Origin of the sequence: Streptomyces taklimakanensis, from assembly GCF_009709575.1 — a bacterium.
GTDB classification, from domain to species: Bacteria; Actinomycetota; Actinomycetes; order Streptomycetales; family Streptomycetaceae; genus Streptomyces; species Streptomyces taklimakanensis.
In genome coordinates, this window is sequence record NZ_WIXO01000001.1 from 1,135,257 (window position 1) to 1,149,567 (window position 14,311).

The window sequence follows — 14,311 nt, forward strand, 5'->3', positions numbered from 1 at the left end:
GGCGATCGAGGACCGAGGACCGAGGATCGAGAAAGGGCGCCGGCGCGCAGGTCGGTGCCCACGGTGTCCAGAACCACGTCGAAGCGGCCCGGTTCCGCCGGCCGCACGGTCCGGTGGTCGACGGCCTTGTGCGCGCCGAGCCCGCGGACGAAGCCGAGGTTGGCGGCGCGGGCGGGGGCCGTGACCTCGGCGCCGTACGCCCTTCCGAGCTGGACGGCGGCGCTGCGGACCTCGCCGTGGTCCTGTTGGCACACCGCGCTCTGGTGACCGCCCTACCGGATGACGGCGCAGCCTCCCGATCGCGACTGACAATCCCCCAGGGCGGCGGCTCTCGGAGCCTGGCGTGAAGCGGTACCTGCCGCAGGGCACGTCCGATCCGACAGCTCCACTCTCGCAACAGGCCTCAGTCACGGTGTGCTGCCGAACGGATCTCACCATGCGGCAGCTCGCGTCGCTGTTCGGGGGCTCGCCGGCCACGGTGTGCCGGGCCACCCAGCGACTGCGGCCGCTCCTCGCGCTCGAGCCGGCCACCAGGCCGGCCGTCGCCCGGCACCACCGCCGGTGCCGGGCGACGGCGCGTACCTCGACACCGGGCCGGTCGTGCCGCATCGCGAACGCCCCGGACGGGCCCTGTCGGCGGGCGAGGAGGCGGACGGCGCCGAGCCCCGTCGGGTACGGGCCAGGGTCGAGCGCCCCTTCGCCCGGATGAAGGACCGCGAGGTCCTCCGCGGCCGTCGCCCGCACGCACGACCTCACCCTCGCCGCGTGATCGACACGAGGCCGAACCGCAGCTCGACCTGCCTGCTCACGGCCTTCTGCGACACGCTTTGGTTCCCGGTGTCGAGGCCGGTCAGTCGGTGCGGGGTTTGCCGAACTCTTCGATCAGCACGGGGTACTGCTCCCCACCGTGTCCCGCGGCGATCGAGCGGTCGGCCATCGCCTTGAACAGCTTCGGCAGTTCGGCGTTGACACCCGCCGCCTCGCTCTCCTCGATCAGGTGTGTCATGGCCCGCGCGTCGGTCTCCAGGGTCGCCACCTCGGCGGGGAAGGAACCGCTGTCGATCTGCTTGGCGTACCCGGGCAGCCACTCGGCCACCCCGGCCGCGACCTGCCGCGCGAACGGCGCATACGATGCGGCGTCGACACCGGCCGTCCTGAGCAAGGCAGTACCTTGAAGCCATGCGTTCAGGACGCTCCACATCATGGCCAGGCCGGCCACGTCGTACAGGGACGCCAGGCCATGGTCCGCGCCGAGATGGGTAACGGTGCCGAGTGCGTCGAGTGTCGACTTGTGCGCTTCGAAGTTCGTCTGCGGCCCGCTGTGCAGAATCACCGCCTCGGCGGTGCCGATGGTCGGCGGGATGGCCATGATGGCGCCGTCAAGGTAGTGGGCGCCGCGCTGCTCGACCCATCGGGCGGTTTCCCGGGCCTGGGCCGAGTCGCCCGAGGTCAGGTTGATCAACGTCGTGCCGTCGAGCTCGACGTCGCTCGCGTCGAGCAACGCGTGCACGGTCTGGTAGTCGGTCACGCAGATGATCGCCAAGGATCCCGCCCTGAGCGCGTCGCCGACTGTTGGCGCCAGTCGCGCGCCCTCGGCCACCAACTGGTCGGCCTTGGACGCCGTTCGGTTCCACACGGTTGTGGGATGCCCGGCTTTCAAGAACGCGCCGGCCAGGGCCCGGCCCATCAGTCCGAGTCCGATGACTGTCACGGGTGTGTCGGTCCTGTTCATGGCAGCATCGTCAACGTTGATACCGGTGTGAAGGTCAAGCGAGGTTTCGATGCGGATCGGTGAACTGAGTCGTCGAACGGGCGTCAACACCCATCAGTTGCGTTACTACGAGGCCCAGGGCCTGCTGGACGCGGACCGCGGCGCGAACGGCTACCGCGAGTACGACGAGAGTGCCGTACTGCGGGTGAAACAGATCCGCCACCTGCTTGGCGCCGGTCTGTCCTCCGAGGACATCGCGTACCTGCTGCCTTGTGCGGTCGGGGAGGCCCCGGAACTGGTCGGGTGTCCCGAACTGCTGGCCGCGATGCGGGTGCGGCTGCAGCGACTGGACGACCGGATGGACAGGCTCGCTCAATCCCGTGCCGCTCTTGCCGACTACATTGACGCGGCCGAGCGCATGGGCGGCCAGACGTATCCGCCCTTTGACGATTCTGCCCCGGAGCCCGTCCTCACCTGAGCAACCCGGGCGCCGGGTACGCGGCTCGAGCCGTGCCGGCGCAACGGCGGCGACGCCGTCCCCGACAGGCGTAGGCGTGTTCGTCGGGCCCCGGGAGAAGCGAGCCTCACCGCACCCGAATCGACGCTGTGGCGCAGTTCGTCGGCCGCCTCGCCGGCGGTGGTCGTCAGGCGCGTCCACCCGGCGCTGTGGTCGGTGCCGTCCCCGTCCGGACCGGGGTGTCCCGCCCCAGGCCCCGGCGGATCGCGATCTCCACGGGCGAGTACGCGCCGTCGGCCCGCTCCAGTTCGTACGGCGCGGCCGGCATCAGCGGCGGCTGGGCCATGAAGCGCGGCCGCACCCCGTGGTGCGGTTGCGCCGCGTGCACCAAGAACGGATGGCACAGGAAGACGTCGCCCGGGGATCCGGTGGCGAGGGCGAGCGGCCGGTGGTCGGACGCCGCCACCAGCTCGGGCGCGAGGGTCGGCCCGCTCGCCCCGTCCTCCCCGTACTTCTCCAGCACCTTCGGCACGTCGAGGTGTGAGCCGACCCGGATCCGGGTCGGGGCGTCCTCCTCACCGACCTCGCCGAACAGGAACAGCATCAACAGCGCCCGGCCCCGGGAGCGCAGGTTCGTGAAGTACCAGCTCTCGCCCTCCGGCAGATAGCTCCCCTCGATGTGCCAGCCCGCGTCGTCCGGTTCCTCCTCGTGCGGGAAGCGCAGGGGGAACGTGCCCAGCGAGTAGCGCGGCTCCCAGCGTCCCGCGCCGACGAGCAGGTCGTACGCGTGGTGCAGGAACGGGGAGTTGGGTGCGGCGGCGAACGGTCCCCGCGCCATACCGCCCACCCAGTGCACGGGCCGCGTCCACGTCGACGGGTCGTCCGGGTCGCAGCCCGTCTCCCGCCACAGCAGCCGCGCGCAGTCCGCGGCCACGCGCGGCGCGACGGCGCCCTCCACCTTCACGAAGCCGTCACGGAGGAAGCGGGATACCAGGGTCGTGTCGTCCATGCCCCCATCGTGCGGCGGCACCGGCCCCGGCCACCCGACATTCTCCGCACCGCCTTTGTCGGGTGTGCGGATGGGCGTGTGGCACCCGGTCACGCCGCCCGCCCGAGCTCGTGCCCGGAAGGGGTGGTGCGTCGGTCCTCGGCCCGGCGCCGTGAGAGCGCGGGCAGCCGGCGCACCGCCTTCTCGGACCCGCCCCACCGGGCACCGTCGTCCCCGCCCGGCCGTCGGGCGACGGTGCGACACGCCGGGGAGGGGATTGTGGAACCGCACGGTCCGGCCGTCCGTTAATCGGACCATGACTGCGATGACTCCCGGCTCGAACCTTCCCCTGTCCGTGCCGCGCGTGGCGGTGGACGTCACCGCGCCGGTGCGGCTCGACGTCTCCGGCCTGCTGCTCGGCGCCGACGGCAAGGTCCGCTCGGACGACGACTTCGTCTTCTACAACCAGCCGTCCGGGCCGGGCGTCACCCACGGCACCGCCGGCGGTGCGGACACCATCACCGTGGACACCGCGGCGGTCCCCGCCGACGTCGAGAAGATCGTGGTGACGGCCAGCCTCGACGCCCCGGGAGCGACGTTCGCCGGCACCGAGCCCACGGCGACCGTCCGGGACGCGGCGAACGGCACGGTGGTGGCCACCTTCACCCCGCCCCGGCTGGGCCCCGAGACGGCCCTGGTCGTCGTCGAGGTCTACCGCAGGGGTGGCGACTGGAAGGTGCGCGCGGTCGGTCAGGGGTACGACAACGGGCTGGCCGGGATCGCCACCGACTTCGGGGTGACGGTGGAGGAGCCCACCGCACCCGCCGCGCCCACCGCACCCGCCGCGCCGGAGCCGGTACCGGCGCCGCCGCCCGCCGGCCAGGCCCCGGCGCCGGTACCGGCTCCGGCCCCGGCGCCCGGAAGCGGGAAGATCAACCTGGACAAGGGCCGGGTCGACCTGCGGAAACACCAGACCGTCTCCCTGGTCAAGGGCGGCAGGCCGCTGCTGAGCTCGGTGCGGATGGGGCTGGGCTGGGAGCCGGCCTTCCGGGGCAAGAACGTCGATCTGGACGCGTCGGTCATCGCGTACGACGCCCGCCGCAAGAAGATCGACAACTGCTACTTCGGCAGGCTCGCCATCCTGAACGGGACGATCCAGCACTCCGGCGACAACCTCACCGGCGAGGGCGCGGGCGACGACGAGACCATCACCGTCCACCTGGGCGGGCTGCCGCCCGAGGTGACGGGCCTGGTCTTCACGGTCAACTCCTTCTCCGGACAGAAGTTCACCGAGGTCGCCAAGGCGTACTGCCGGCTGATGGACGCCGGCACCGGCGAGGAGCTGGTCCGTTACGACCTGACCGGCTCCGAGCCGCGCACGGGCGTGCTGATGTGCAAGCTGATCCGCCAGTACTCGGGCGAGTGGGAGATGACGGCGTTGGGCGACTACGTCGACTCCCGCACCGTCCGCGGCATGGTCAAGCCCGGCGGAGCGGCCCTGTGACGGGCCCCGCCGGTCGGCGGCGACGGGGAGACGTGACCGGGGCGCGAAGGCGGCGTGGAGGAGCCCGGGGAGCGTCGTGACGGTCCCTCCCCGGCGATCGGGCGACGTGATATCCGTCGCACCGACGGAGGGAGGGTACGCGTCAACTCGGCGGCAGGAAGGGAAAGTTCGCAGGTCAGCGCGATTTCGGTCATTTGCGGAGCGATTGACGTTTAAACCATGTGGGCGAAGGGAACGCGGTGGGACCTGCCGTTGTCATACCCAGCGCCTACTCTGGTCCCATGTCCACCCCTTCCGAGCAAGGAAACCCGGGTCCCCGGCATCAGACTCCCGCGCAGGCGAACGAGGCGATCCGCGCCTTCGTACGCGCCCACGGCGACCGTCCCTGGTCCCGTGCGGAGCTGGCCGAGCTGGATCGGCTGCGGGCCGTGTGGCGGGCGGCCGGACGGGCCGGGATGACCACCGCCGCCTGAGCGGCGCACGACGAGGCGGCGCGCCGGCGCCGCGGCAGGGAAGGGCCCGCGGGGGCGACCCCGCGGGCCCTTCCGCGTCGTGGCCTTCCGCACGCCGGCGACGCCCGGCCGCCGACGGCGTTCCTCAGGGGTGCCGGTGGCTCCGGTGACGTTCCCAGGGGCCGGTGATCGCCACCAGGATGCCCGGCTCCTGGATGCCGGCGAAGAGCGTCCGCCCGTCGCCCGAGAAGCACACCCCGGCGAACTCGCCGTACTCCGGCTCCTCCGTCGTCCCGATGTTCACCTCGTTGCGGGCCACGGGGAAGACCCGGCCCCGGTCGTCGGCGGCCATCAGGTGCTGGAGGCCCTCGCCGTCCTCGGCGATGATCACCCCGCCGTACGGCGAGACGGTGATGTTGTCGGGCCCGTCCGGGACGTCGGGGGCCGACGGGTCGCGGACGACGCCGAAGCGCAGCCGCAGTGTGAGGGTGCGGCGGCGGGGGTCGTAGAACCACACCTGGCCGTCGTGCGGCTGCCCGGGGCTGTCACCGGCGCGCGCGTAGGAGGCGACCACGTACGCGCCGCCGTCGGCCCACCACATGCCCTCCAGCTTGCGGGCCCGGGTGACCTCGTCCCCGGTGAACTGCGCGCGCACGGGCACCTCGCGGGCGTCGCGGTCGGGGACGTCCACCCAGTCCACGCCGTAGACGGTTCCGGGGCGCACCGCGCGGGAGAGGTCGTCGACGAACCGGCCGCCGGAGTCGAGGCAGCGGAACGCCTGGAGCCTCCCGGCGTCGTCGGCGAGCGTGCGCAGTCGCCCGCGCCCGTGCCGGAAGCCCTTCGGGGGGACCCAGCGGTACAGCAGTCCGTTGGGTTCGGAGTCGTCCTCCGTCAGGTACAGGTGGCCGCGCCCGGGGTCCACGACGACGGCCTCGTGGTCGAAGCGGCCCAACGCCCTGATCGGCCTCGGGTCGCGGTTGGCCCGCCGGTCGCGGGGATCGACCTCGAAGACGTAGCCGTGATCGCGGGTCATGCCCCGCTCGCCGGCCCGGTCGGAGTTCTCCTCACAGGTCAGCCAGGTGCCCCAGGGCGTCACCCCGCCCGCGCAGTTGGTGGAGGTGCCGGCGAGGCCGACCCACTCGGCGAGCCTCTCCCCGTCCTCCGAGACCTCCACGACCGTGCAGCCACCCGCGGCGGCCGGGTCGTAGACCAGCCCCTCGACCGGCGGGACCGGGTGCTCCCAGTCGGTCCGGGGGCCCTTCAGCTCGTGGTTGTTGACCAGCAGCGTCCGACCGCGGGGGCCGTCGAACGCCGCGCTGCCGTCGTGTCCGGCGGGGGTGTGCTCGCCGCTCTCCAGCCGGGTGACGCCGCAGTGGGCCAGGACGCGGTAGGAGAAGCCCGCGGGCAGGGCGAGCACCCCGGCGGGGTCGGGCAGCAGCGGACCGTACCCCCGCGCCTCCCGGACCTCGTCCGGCTCCCCCCTCTCCCGTCCCCCCTCGCCCTGGGAGCCGAACGCGCCCGAGGTGCCCGCCAGGATGCCGGCCGCGCCGCCGGTGACGGCGATCCCGGCCCCCGCCACCACGGACCGCCTGGTCAGGCGCGCCCGACCGACTCGGGCGCCGGCGGCCGGGGCGATGGACCCGGCCGGCACCGACGGTCCGGTGGGCCCCGTCGGATCCGTCGGCATGGTCGGCGTGGTCGGCATCGTCTCTCCCGTCCGCTCTGCGCGATGGCTCGGCGCCGACCAGCGTCCCCTCCCGTGGCGAACGGGGGTTGAACACCATCCGAACCGGACGGCTCAGCCGCGCGACCTCGCCCTGTACGCCGCCTTGCGGGCGTCCTTGGCCGCCTGGCGGTCGGGGTGCACCCGGCTCATCGCCTCCAGTACCTCCCCGGTGGCCGGGTGGTCGACGCGCCACGCCTTGTCGAAGAAGCCGCTGTGCTGGTCGACCAGGCCGCGCACCAGGTCGCGCAGCTCCTCCGAGTCGTCCTCGCCCTCCTCGGTGGCGAGCTGCGCCGCCAAGGTGTCCACGGTCAACCAGAACACCATCTCCTCGGAGGGCGCCGGTACGTCGCCCAGGCCCCGTTCGGAGAGCCACACCCGGGCCAGCCCGCCCAGGTGACCGTCGTCGAGGACCTCGCGCAGGGCCGGTTCGGCCTCCGGCCCGACGAGCGAGAGCGCCTGCTGGCAGGCCAGCCGGCGGCGCGGCGCGTGACGGTCGTCACCGCGGGCGGCGGCCAGCAGCTCGCGCGCGGCGTCCAGGGGGGCGCGGCGGGCCAGCCACCCCTCGATCTCCTCCCGGGCGGCCTCCTCGCCGTGGCCGGGGAGGGCGGCCAGCAGCGTCCGGGCGTCCTCCGTCGCGAGATCGCCCACGGCCGGGGCGTGGACGCCCGCCTCCAGCAGTCGCAGGCGCACGCCGTACAGGCCGAGCGGGGTGAGGCGCACCATGCCGTAGCGGGCCACCTCGTCGTCCTCGGGGGCCTCCGGGGTGTCGGGCTCGTCCCCGTCGACCTCGTCGACCAGGGCCTCGTCCATCGGGTGGTGGACGAGGATCCCGGTCTGCTCCAGCATCCGGAACTGCTCGTCCAGGCGGACCATCACCGCCGAGATCTCCTCCAGGACGTCGTCGTCGGGGTGCTCCATGTCCTCGGGGGCGACCAGCGAGGCGGCCAGCACCGGCAGCGGCACCATCGCCCCCGCCGTCACGGTGGGGTCGCCGACGGTCAGCAGGTAGAGGTTGGTCAGTGCGCCGGCGAGGAAGTCGGCCTCCTCCTCCGGGTCCCAGTCGAGCGCTTCGAGGTCGAGGGAGTCGGGGTCGATCCGGCCGTCCTCGCCGATGCCCAACTCGCCGACCAGGTCCTCCAGACCGGGGGTGGCCGCGTCGGCGAGCACCGTCTCCAGGCCGCCGAGCCAGACGTCCAGCACGTCGGCGGGGCCACCGCCGGTGAGCAGGGCCAGCTCCTCGCCGGGGGCGGCCGTGCCGGCCGTTCCGTCGCCTCCCCCGTCGACATCACCGCCGTCACCGCCGTCACCGCCGTCACCGTCCTCGCGGACCTCCAGCAGCCCGGTGTCGACGGCCAGGTCCCACGCCCACGCCGCGTACTCCCGCGCCTCCTCGTCGTCCCCGTCCAGTCCCAGGAGCGCGGCGGCCTCCGCCAGCCGTCCGTCGGGCAGCTCCCCTCCGGGGCCGACCCGGACCCCCTCCTCCGCCCAGCGCGCGAGCCGGGCCGCGCGGGACAGCAGCGGCGAGGCGAGGGCCTCCCGTGCCAACTCGGCCTCCGCGGGCAGCCGTACGGGGGGTGCGGTGGGACGGTCGTCACCGGTCATGGGGGAAGTGCTCCTCGGTGGGTCGGCCGGGTGTGCGGCAAGAACGCTGCCCAGCGTAGACCGCTTTCGACTCGGCCGTCCGGTTCACCGGATCTTCCGTGCCCGTACCGCCTCTCTTCCTTGACAAGCACCTGACCAGGACGGCACGTTACGCGCGTAGAGAAACACACGGTAGGACCGTGTGACCGCTCCCCGCGCACCACCGCCACCGGACCCACCGGTCCACCGGCCCGGAACGGCACCGCCGTTTCTCTCCGCTTCCCGTCCGCTCCCCATCCGCTCCCCAGTCACCCCAGCACCTCGATCACCACTCCAGCACCCTCCCGGAGGGACCACGTGAGCAGAACCCCGGCGGCCCGCACCGCCGCACTGACCGTCGCCGCGCTGACCTCGACCCTGCTGGCCGTGCCCGCCTCGGCGGCGGAGCCCGCCGAGGCGGGCACGGTCCGCGTCCACGACATCCAGGGCGACACCCGGCTGTCCCCCCTGGACGGCACCCGCGTGTCGAACGTCTCCGGCGTGGTCACCGGCGTCCGCGCCTACGGCTCGCGCGGCTTCTGGATCCAGGACACCGCGCCCGACGCCGACCCGGCCACCAGCGAGGGAGTCTTCGTCTACACCGGCTCCGCGCCCAAGGTCCTCGTCGGCGACCTGGTGAGGGTCTCGGGCACGGTCGACGAGTACCGTCCGGGCGGGGCCTCCTCTGGCAACCAGACGGTCACCCAGATCACCCGGCCGCAGGTCACCGTGGTCTCCTCGGGCCACGAGACGCCCGCCCCGGTCGTCCTGGACTCCTCCTCGGTCCCCGAGGCGTACGCCCCCCAGGGCGACCCGGCGGCGGGCGGCGACATCGAGGGTCTCCGGCTGCGCCCCGACACCCACGCGCTGGACCTGTACGAGTCGCTGGAGGGCATGGACGTCCGGATCCGCGACGCCCGGGTGGTCGGCCCCAGCACCGAGTACGCCGAGCTGTGGGTGACCGTCGAGCCCCGGCAGAACCCGACGCGGCGCGGCGGCACGGTCTACGGCGGCTACGACGAGCCCAACCCCGGTCGCGTCAAGGTCGAGTCCCTCGTCCCGCTCTCCCAGGAGCCCTTCCCCACCGCGGACACCGGTGACGTGCTCGCCGGCGCGACCACCGGCCCGCTCGACTACGACCAGTACGGCGGCTACCTCGTGGCCGCCCGCGAGATGGGCACCGTGGTCGACCGGGGTCCGGAACGGGAGCGCACCCGCGCCCGGCACCGGAAGGAACTGGCCGTGGCCACCTACAACGTGGAGAACCTCCACCCCGGCAGCGACCCGGAGAAGTTCGACCGGCTGGCCCGGGGCGTGGTGGAGAACCTCGCCTCCCCCGACATCCTCGCCCTGGAGGAGATCCAGGACGACACCGGACCCACCGACGACGGCACGGTCTCCGCCGACGCGACGGTGGAACGGCTCGTCGAGGCCGTCGTCGCCGCGGGCGGCCCCCGCTACGAGTGGCGCTCGATCGACCCGGTCGACGGCGCCGACGGCGGCCTGCCCGGCGGCAACATCCGCAACGTCTTCCTCTTCGACCCCGACCGGGTCTCCTTCGTGGACCGCCCCGGCGCGGACGCGACCACGGCGGTCGGCGTGGCGCGCGAGCGCGGCCGGGCCGTGCTCACCCACTCCCCCGCCCGGATCGCGCCCGAGGACCCCGCCTGGGAGGACAGCCGCAAGCCGCTGGTCGGCGAGTTCCGCTTCCGCGGCCGGACGGTCGTCGTGGTCGCCAACCACTTCGCCTCCAAGGGCGGCGACCAGTCCCTGCACGCGGCCGTCCAGCCGCCGAGCCGCTCCTCCGAGGTCCAGCGGCACCGCCAGGCCGAGGCGGTCAACCGCTTCGTGCGGGAGGTGTTGGCGGTGGAGCGCAAGGCCAGGGTGGTCGTGCTCGGCGACATCAACGACTTCGAGTTCTCCACCACCGCCCGGAAGCTGACCGCGGGCGGCGCGCTGCGCAACGCGGTGTTCTCGCTGCCGAGGTCCGAGCGCTACACCTACGTCTACGACGGCAACTCCCAGGTGCTGGACCAGACCCTGGTCTCCCCGGGCATCCGCCGCTTCGACTACGACATCGTCCACGTCAACGCGGAGTTCGCCGACCAGGTCAGCGACCACGACCCCCAGGTGATCCGCTTCCGGCCCTGACGCGAGGCCCGTCGCGGCCGTGTCGCCCGTCCGCGGGGCGGGCGACACGGCCGCGACGGCGGCGGGTTCCGGGGTGGAGCCCCGGCCCGCCGGGCGTTCCCTACGGCAGGTGCGGCCCGACGCCGGGGTACCCGGGCCGGGGCCTCCCGCCGTCCCGCCCGTCGTCGGCGCCGTCCGGCCGGGAGCCGTCCGTCAGGTCCCTGGCCAGCAAGGTGGCCCCCGCGACGGCGCCCGGCATCAGGAGGACCGCCGCCAACGGCACCAGGAACACCAGCACCAGCGGCGCGCCGAACCCGACGGCCAGCGCCTTGCGCCCGCGCAGCAGCCGCAGCCGCTCGCGGACCGGGACGTCACGGCGCTGCAGGGCGACCGAGGTGAGTTCCAGCGTCAGGAAAAACCCGGAGACGGCGAAGCCGACCACCGGGACGACGGTCTGGCCGACGACGGGCACGAAACCCAGCACGAACAGCGGCGCGCCGAGGGCCAGCGCCCGCACCAGCACGTACAGGCTGTCGCGGAGCGAGATCCACAGGCTCCGCAGCAGCGGGACGTCCGGTCCCTCGGGGGCACCGCCCTCGGTCTCCTCCACCTTCTGTGACAGCGACTCGTAGAAGGGGTCGCCGACCAACAGGGTGACGGCGGTGAAGGTGAGCACCGCCGACAGCAGTCCGCCCGCGAACAGCAGCACGGTGAACGTGCCGCGCAACAGTCCGTTCCAGGGCGAGGACCAGTCGTCGGCGAACGGCGTCGCCCAGACGGCCAGGTCGTCGGCGCGGAAGGCGAGGAGGGTCAGCGCCGCCGCGTACAGCACCAGGGTGACGAGGGCGGGCAGCAGCCCGAACCCGAACCACCGCCCGTTGCCCAGGACCCATTTCTGACCCCGCCCCAGGTACCGCGCTCCGGCCATGAGATCGCCCATGGCCGGAAAGGGTAACGGTCCCGCCGCCCGGTGCGGGCGGCGGGACCGGAAGGCACCGGATTCGGGGTCAGTTGTGGCTGTGCAGCGCCTCGTTCAGACCGCCCCAGGAGCCGGAGCGCTGGAGGGCCTCGACCGTCCCGGTGGTGGAGTTGCGACGGAACAGCAGGTTGTTCGCGCCGGACAGCTCCAGCGCCTTGACGACCTTGCCGTCGGGCAGGGTGACGCGGGTGCCGGCCGTCAGGTACAGGCCGGCCTCCACGATGCAGTCGTCGCCCAGCGAGATGCCGATGCCCGCCTCGGCACCGAGCAGGCAGCGCTTCCCGATGGAGACGGTCTGCTTGCCGCCGCCGGAGAGGGTGCCCATGATCGAGGCGCCGCCGCCGATGTCGGAGCCGTCGTCCACGACGACACCGGCGCTGATGCGGCCCTCGACCATGGAGGTGCCCAGCGTCCCGGCGTTGAAGTTGACGAAGCCCTCGTGCATCACGGTGGTGCCGGAGGCGAGGTGGGCGCCCAGCCGCACCCGGTCGGCGTCGCCGATGCGCACGCCCTTGGGAATGACGTAGTCGGTCATCCGCGGGAACTTGTCGACACTGGTGACCGTGAGCTGCTTCCCGGCGGCGCGGGCGGCCAGCCGGGTCTGCTCGATCCGGTCGACCGGGACGGGGCCGAGGCTGGTCCAGGCGACGTTGGCGAGCAGACCGAAGATCCCGTCCAGGTTCTGGCCGTGCGGCCTCACCAGACGGTGGCTGAGCAGGTGCAGCCGCAGGTAGGCGTCGTGCGCGTCCAGGGGCTTGTCGTCCAGCGCGGAGATGACGGTGCGGACGGCGACGACCTCCACGCCGCGGATCGGGTCCGGGCCCAGGGCCTGCGGCGCGGCGTCGCCCAGCAGCTCGGCGGCGCGTTCGGCGCTCAGCCGTTCGGTGCCGGCGGGGCCGGGAGCGTCGGTGAGTTCGGGCGCGGGGAACCAGGTGTCGAGGACGGCGCCCCCGTCGAGCGCGACGGTGGCGAGTCCGGCGGCGACGGCGCCGGTCGTACGGGGTGCGGGTGCTTCGGTCATGGCCAAACGCTAACCGGACACGTTCGGCGTGCGCGAACCGGTCCCACCGGCCGGACGTGTCCCGGCCCCACCCCGGCCCCACCGCGCGCCGGCGTCCGATCAGGGGCGCCGCCCCTCCGCGTCCACGAGGGCGGTGCGCAGGACGGCGGTGTCCCAGAGGACCTGCCCCTTCCGCAGCTCGTACCTGCTGCCGTCCGGGAACTCCTCGACGTGGTCCTCGATCACCGTCGACCGCGTCCCGAGGTAGGTGTAGGTGGTCGGGTCGAGGAGCAGTTCGTCCCTGGTCTCGGGGAAACCGGCCGACCCCTGCCCGCCGCCGTCGAAGTACAGGGCGATGGCGTCCCGTCCGGCCGCGTCCTCGACCAGGTGGTCCACCACCTTCACCCCCTCGACCGTGGCCAGGGCCCGGTAGAGCCTGGCCAGCCCCTCGTGCGCCATCGGGTAGGACTCGACGAGCACACTGGCCGCCCGGTAGTTGTGCGCGTTCCTCGGCTCCTCGGGGGCGTCGCCGGAGGGCTCCCCGCCCGCGTCGGACGGGTAGAACCAGCGGATCTTCTCCAGCACCTTCTCCGGGTCGTCGGGCAGGGAGGCGAGGAAGCGGAACCGCTCGCGCGGGGAGTGGTCGTCGCCCTCCTTCCAGTTCTCGGACTCGGGGTCGGCGTAGCGGTACCAGGCCTCCTGTGTGTCGGCCTTCTGGTGGCCGCCGTTCTCCGTGGCGCCCTGCCGGGTCCGGACGTAGACCCACTGGCCGGCGCGGGGCGCGGGATCGGGGATCAGCTCGACGGTGTCGGCGGCGTGGCGCAGCACGGTGGCCGCGTCCGTCAGTTCCACGTGCGGCCGGATCGAGGAGGAGGCCGGCGGGGCGGTGGTGCCGGCACCACCACCGACCAGGTGGCCGCCGGCGAACGCCGCCACGGTGACCGCGACGGCCGCCCCGGCGACGACCAGCCGCCAGTCGGACCGCATCCGACGGGTACGGGCCCCGCGTCCCGCCGCCTCCAGCAGTCGCTGCCGCCCGGGGGCGAGGCGTGCCGGGTCGGGGGTCGGGGCATGGGCGCGGAAATCGCGCACCCGGGTCATCTCATCCATGGCTGGACACCTCCGCGACATCGCCGACCAGGGTCGGGTCGCCGCCGAGTGCGGTGCGCACCTTGCGGCGGGCCCGGTTGAGCCGTGAGCGGACCGTGCCGACGGGGATGCCCAGGGCGTCGGCGACCTCCTGGTAGGTCAGGTCCGCCCAGGCCACCAGGAGCAGTACGTGCCGGTCCCTGGCGGAGAGCCCGGCGAGCGCGGCGGCGAGGGAACCCGAGACGGCCTGGGCCGTCACCCGGCTGTCGGCGCCGTCCACCCAGTCCGTCCAGGAGTCGGCGACCGGGTCGGTCCCGGTGCGTGCGAGGGCGCGCAGCGTCCGGACCTCGTGGCGCCGGTGCCTGCCGACGAGGTTGGCCGCGATCCCGTACAGCCAGGGCCGGGCTCCGGGCCGGCCGGTGTCGTAGCGGGAGCGCTGCCCGAAGGCGATGAGGAAGGTCTCCGCGGTGATGTCGTCCGCCATGCCGTCGCCCAGTCGCCGCGCCACGTAGCGGTGGATGTCGGCGGCGTGCCGGTCGTACAGGCGCGCGAAGGCCTCGGGCCGCTCTCTGGAATCCTCGATGATGGCGGCGTCGTCCATCGGTGGGTCGGCCACGAAATTCCCCCGTCTCTGCCCTGTGGGTGGTCCGTTCAC

General features: G+C 73.5%; 12 protein-coding genes and 2 pseudogenes. 5 read left to right on the plus strand and 9 right to left on the minus strand.

Annotated elements, in window-relative coordinates:
• Positions 1-41: 41 nt before the first annotated feature.
• A pseudogene (locus F0L17_RS27395) lies at positions 42-236 on the minus strand (NAD(P)-dependent alcohol dehydrogenase); the annotation flags it as partial.
• Positions 237-406: 170 nt separating this feature from the next.
• On the opposite strand from F0L17_RS27395, the pseudogene F0L17_RS27400 reads away from it, so the two are divergent.
• Positions 407-738, plus strand: a pseudogene (locus F0L17_RS27400) (helix-turn-helix domain-containing protein); the annotation flags it as partial.
• Between the two features lie 112 nt (positions 739-850).
• Here F0L17_RS27400 and F0L17_RS05065 read toward each other — a convergent pair.
• A complete protein-coding gene (locus F0L17_RS05065) occupies positions 851-1,732 on the minus strand; it encodes an NAD(P)-dependent oxidoreductase (protein ID WP_155070132.1) in 882 nt (293 codons plus the stop codon).
• A 49-nt stretch (positions 1,733-1,781) separates the two neighbouring features.
• Here F0L17_RS05065 and F0L17_RS05070 point away from each other — a divergent pair, with 49 nt between their 5' ends.
• Complete coding sequence (locus F0L17_RS05070; protein WP_155070133.1) at positions 1,782-2,189, plus strand: MerR family transcriptional regulator; 408 nt, start codon at positions 1,782-1,784, stop codon at positions 2,187-2,189.
• Between the two features lie 166 nt (positions 2,190-2,355).
• On the opposite strand, the gene F0L17_RS05075 is transcribed toward F0L17_RS05070, so the two are convergent.
• The gene (locus F0L17_RS05075; RefSeq protein ID WP_155070134.1) at positions 2,356-3,177 is read right to left on the minus strand and encodes a phytanoyl-CoA dioxygenase family protein; all 822 of its coding nucleotides are present in this window, start codon (positions 3,175-3,177) and stop codon (positions 2,356-2,358) included.
• A 304-nt stretch (positions 3,178-3,481) separates the two neighbouring features.
• On the opposite strand from F0L17_RS05075, the gene F0L17_RS05080 reads away from it, so the two are divergent.
• Positions 3,482-4,660, plus strand: coding sequence for a TerD family protein (locus tag F0L17_RS05080; RefSeq protein ID WP_155073170.1), 1,179 nt, complete (start codon positions 3,482-3,484; stop codon positions 4,658-4,660).
• A 281-nt stretch (positions 4,661-4,941) separates the two neighbouring features.
• Positions 4,942-5,133, plus strand: a complete 192-nt coding sequence (locus tag F0L17_RS05085) for a hypothetical protein (protein WP_155070135.1) — start codon at positions 4,942-4,944, stop codon at positions 5,131-5,133.
• 124 nt (positions 5,134-5,257) lie between these two features.
• Here the strand turns inward: F0L17_RS05085 and F0L17_RS05090 are convergent, their stop codons facing one another.
• Both F0L17_RS05090 and F0L17_RS05095 read right to left on the minus strand, forming a co-directional pair.
• Positions 5,258-6,817, minus strand: coding sequence for an alkaline phosphatase PhoX (locus F0L17_RS05090; RefSeq protein ID WP_238419255.1), 1,560 nt, complete (start codon positions 6,815-6,817; stop codon positions 5,258-5,260).
• A gap of 93 nt (positions 6,818-6,910) precedes the next feature.
• Entirely contained in the window at positions 6,911-8,440 is a 1,530-nt protein-coding gene (locus tag F0L17_RS05095) for a hypothetical protein (RefSeq protein WP_155070136.1), read from the minus strand.
• 336 nt (positions 8,441-8,776) lie between these two features.
• Here F0L17_RS05095 and F0L17_RS05100 point away from each other — a divergent pair, with 336 nt between their 5' ends.
• Positions 8,777-10,609, plus strand: coding sequence for an endonuclease/exonuclease/phosphatase family protein (locus F0L17_RS05100; protein ID WP_162465815.1), 1,833 nt, complete (start codon positions 8,777-8,779; stop codon positions 10,607-10,609).
• Between the two features lie 100 nt (positions 10,610-10,709).
• On the opposite strand, the gene F0L17_RS05105 is transcribed toward F0L17_RS05100, so the two are convergent.
• From F0L17_RS05105 to F0L17_RS05120, 4 genes are all read right to left on the minus strand, one after another.
• Positions 10,710-11,528, minus strand: coding sequence for an EI24 domain-containing protein (locus tag F0L17_RS05105; protein ID WP_155070137.1), 819 nt, complete (start codon positions 11,526-11,528; stop codon positions 10,710-10,712).
• A 67-nt stretch (positions 11,529-11,595) separates the two neighbouring features.
• Positions 11,596-12,588 carry a 2,3,4,5-tetrahydropyridine-2,6-dicarboxylate N-succinyltransferase gene (dapD, locus tag F0L17_RS05110; RefSeq protein WP_155070138.1) on the minus strand — a complete coding sequence of 331 codons (993 nt, stop codon included), beginning with the start codon at positions 12,586-12,588 and terminating at the stop codon, positions 11,596-11,598.
• 99 nt (positions 12,589-12,687) lie between these two features.
• On the minus strand, positions 12,688-13,677 hold the full coding sequence (locus F0L17_RS05115; protein ID WP_155070139.1) for a CU044_5270 family protein: 990 nt from the start codon (positions 13,675-13,677) through the stop codon (positions 12,688-12,690).
• Positions 13,670-14,272: an RNA polymerase sigma factor gene (locus F0L17_RS05120; protein WP_162465816.1), complete on the minus strand. Its 603-nt coding sequence runs from the start codon at positions 14,270-14,272 to the stop codon at positions 13,670-13,672. Before F0L17_RS05120 ends, F0L17_RS05115 begins: the two co-directional genes overlap by 8 nt.
• Positions 14,273-14,311: the final 39 nt, after the last annotated feature.

Coding starts and splice junctions, on each gene's coding strand:
- F0L17_RS05070 (WP_155070133.1), top strand. CDS start 1,782: ATGCGGATCGGTGAACTGAGTCGTCGAACGGGCGTCAACACCCATCAG.
- F0L17_RS05080 (WP_155073170.1), top strand. CDS start 3,482: ATGACTCCCGGCTCGAACCTTCCCCTGTCCGTGCCGCGCGTGGCGGTG.
- F0L17_RS05085 (WP_155070135.1), top strand. CDS start 4,942: ATGTCCACCCCTTCCGAGCAAGGAAACCCGGGTCCCCGGCATCAGACT.
- F0L17_RS05090 (WP_238419255.1), bottom strand. CDS start 6,817: ATGCCGACCACGCCGACCATGCCGACGGATCCGACGGGGCCCACCGGA.
- F0L17_RS05065 (WP_155070132.1), bottom strand. CDS start 1,732: ATGAACAGGACCGACACACCCGTGACAGTCATCGGACTCGGACTGATG.
- F0L17_RS05115 (WP_155070139.1), bottom strand. CDS start 13,677: ATGGATGAGATGACCCGGGTGCGCGATTTCCGCGCCCATGCCCCGACC.
- dapD (WP_155070138.1), bottom strand. CDS start 12,588: ATGACCGAAGCACCCGCACCCCGTACGACCGGCGCCGTCGCCGCCGGA.
- F0L17_RS05095 (WP_155070136.1), bottom strand. CDS start 8,440: ATGACCGGTGACGACCGTCCCACCGCACCCCCCGTACGGCTGCCCGCG.
- F0L17_RS05075 (WP_155070134.1), bottom strand. CDS start 3,177: ATGGACGACACGACCCTGGTATCCCGCTTCCTCCGTGACGGCTTCGTG.
- F0L17_RS05105 (WP_155070137.1), bottom strand. CDS start 11,528: ATGGGCGATCTCATGGCCGGAGCGCGGTACCTGGGGCGGGGTCAGAAA.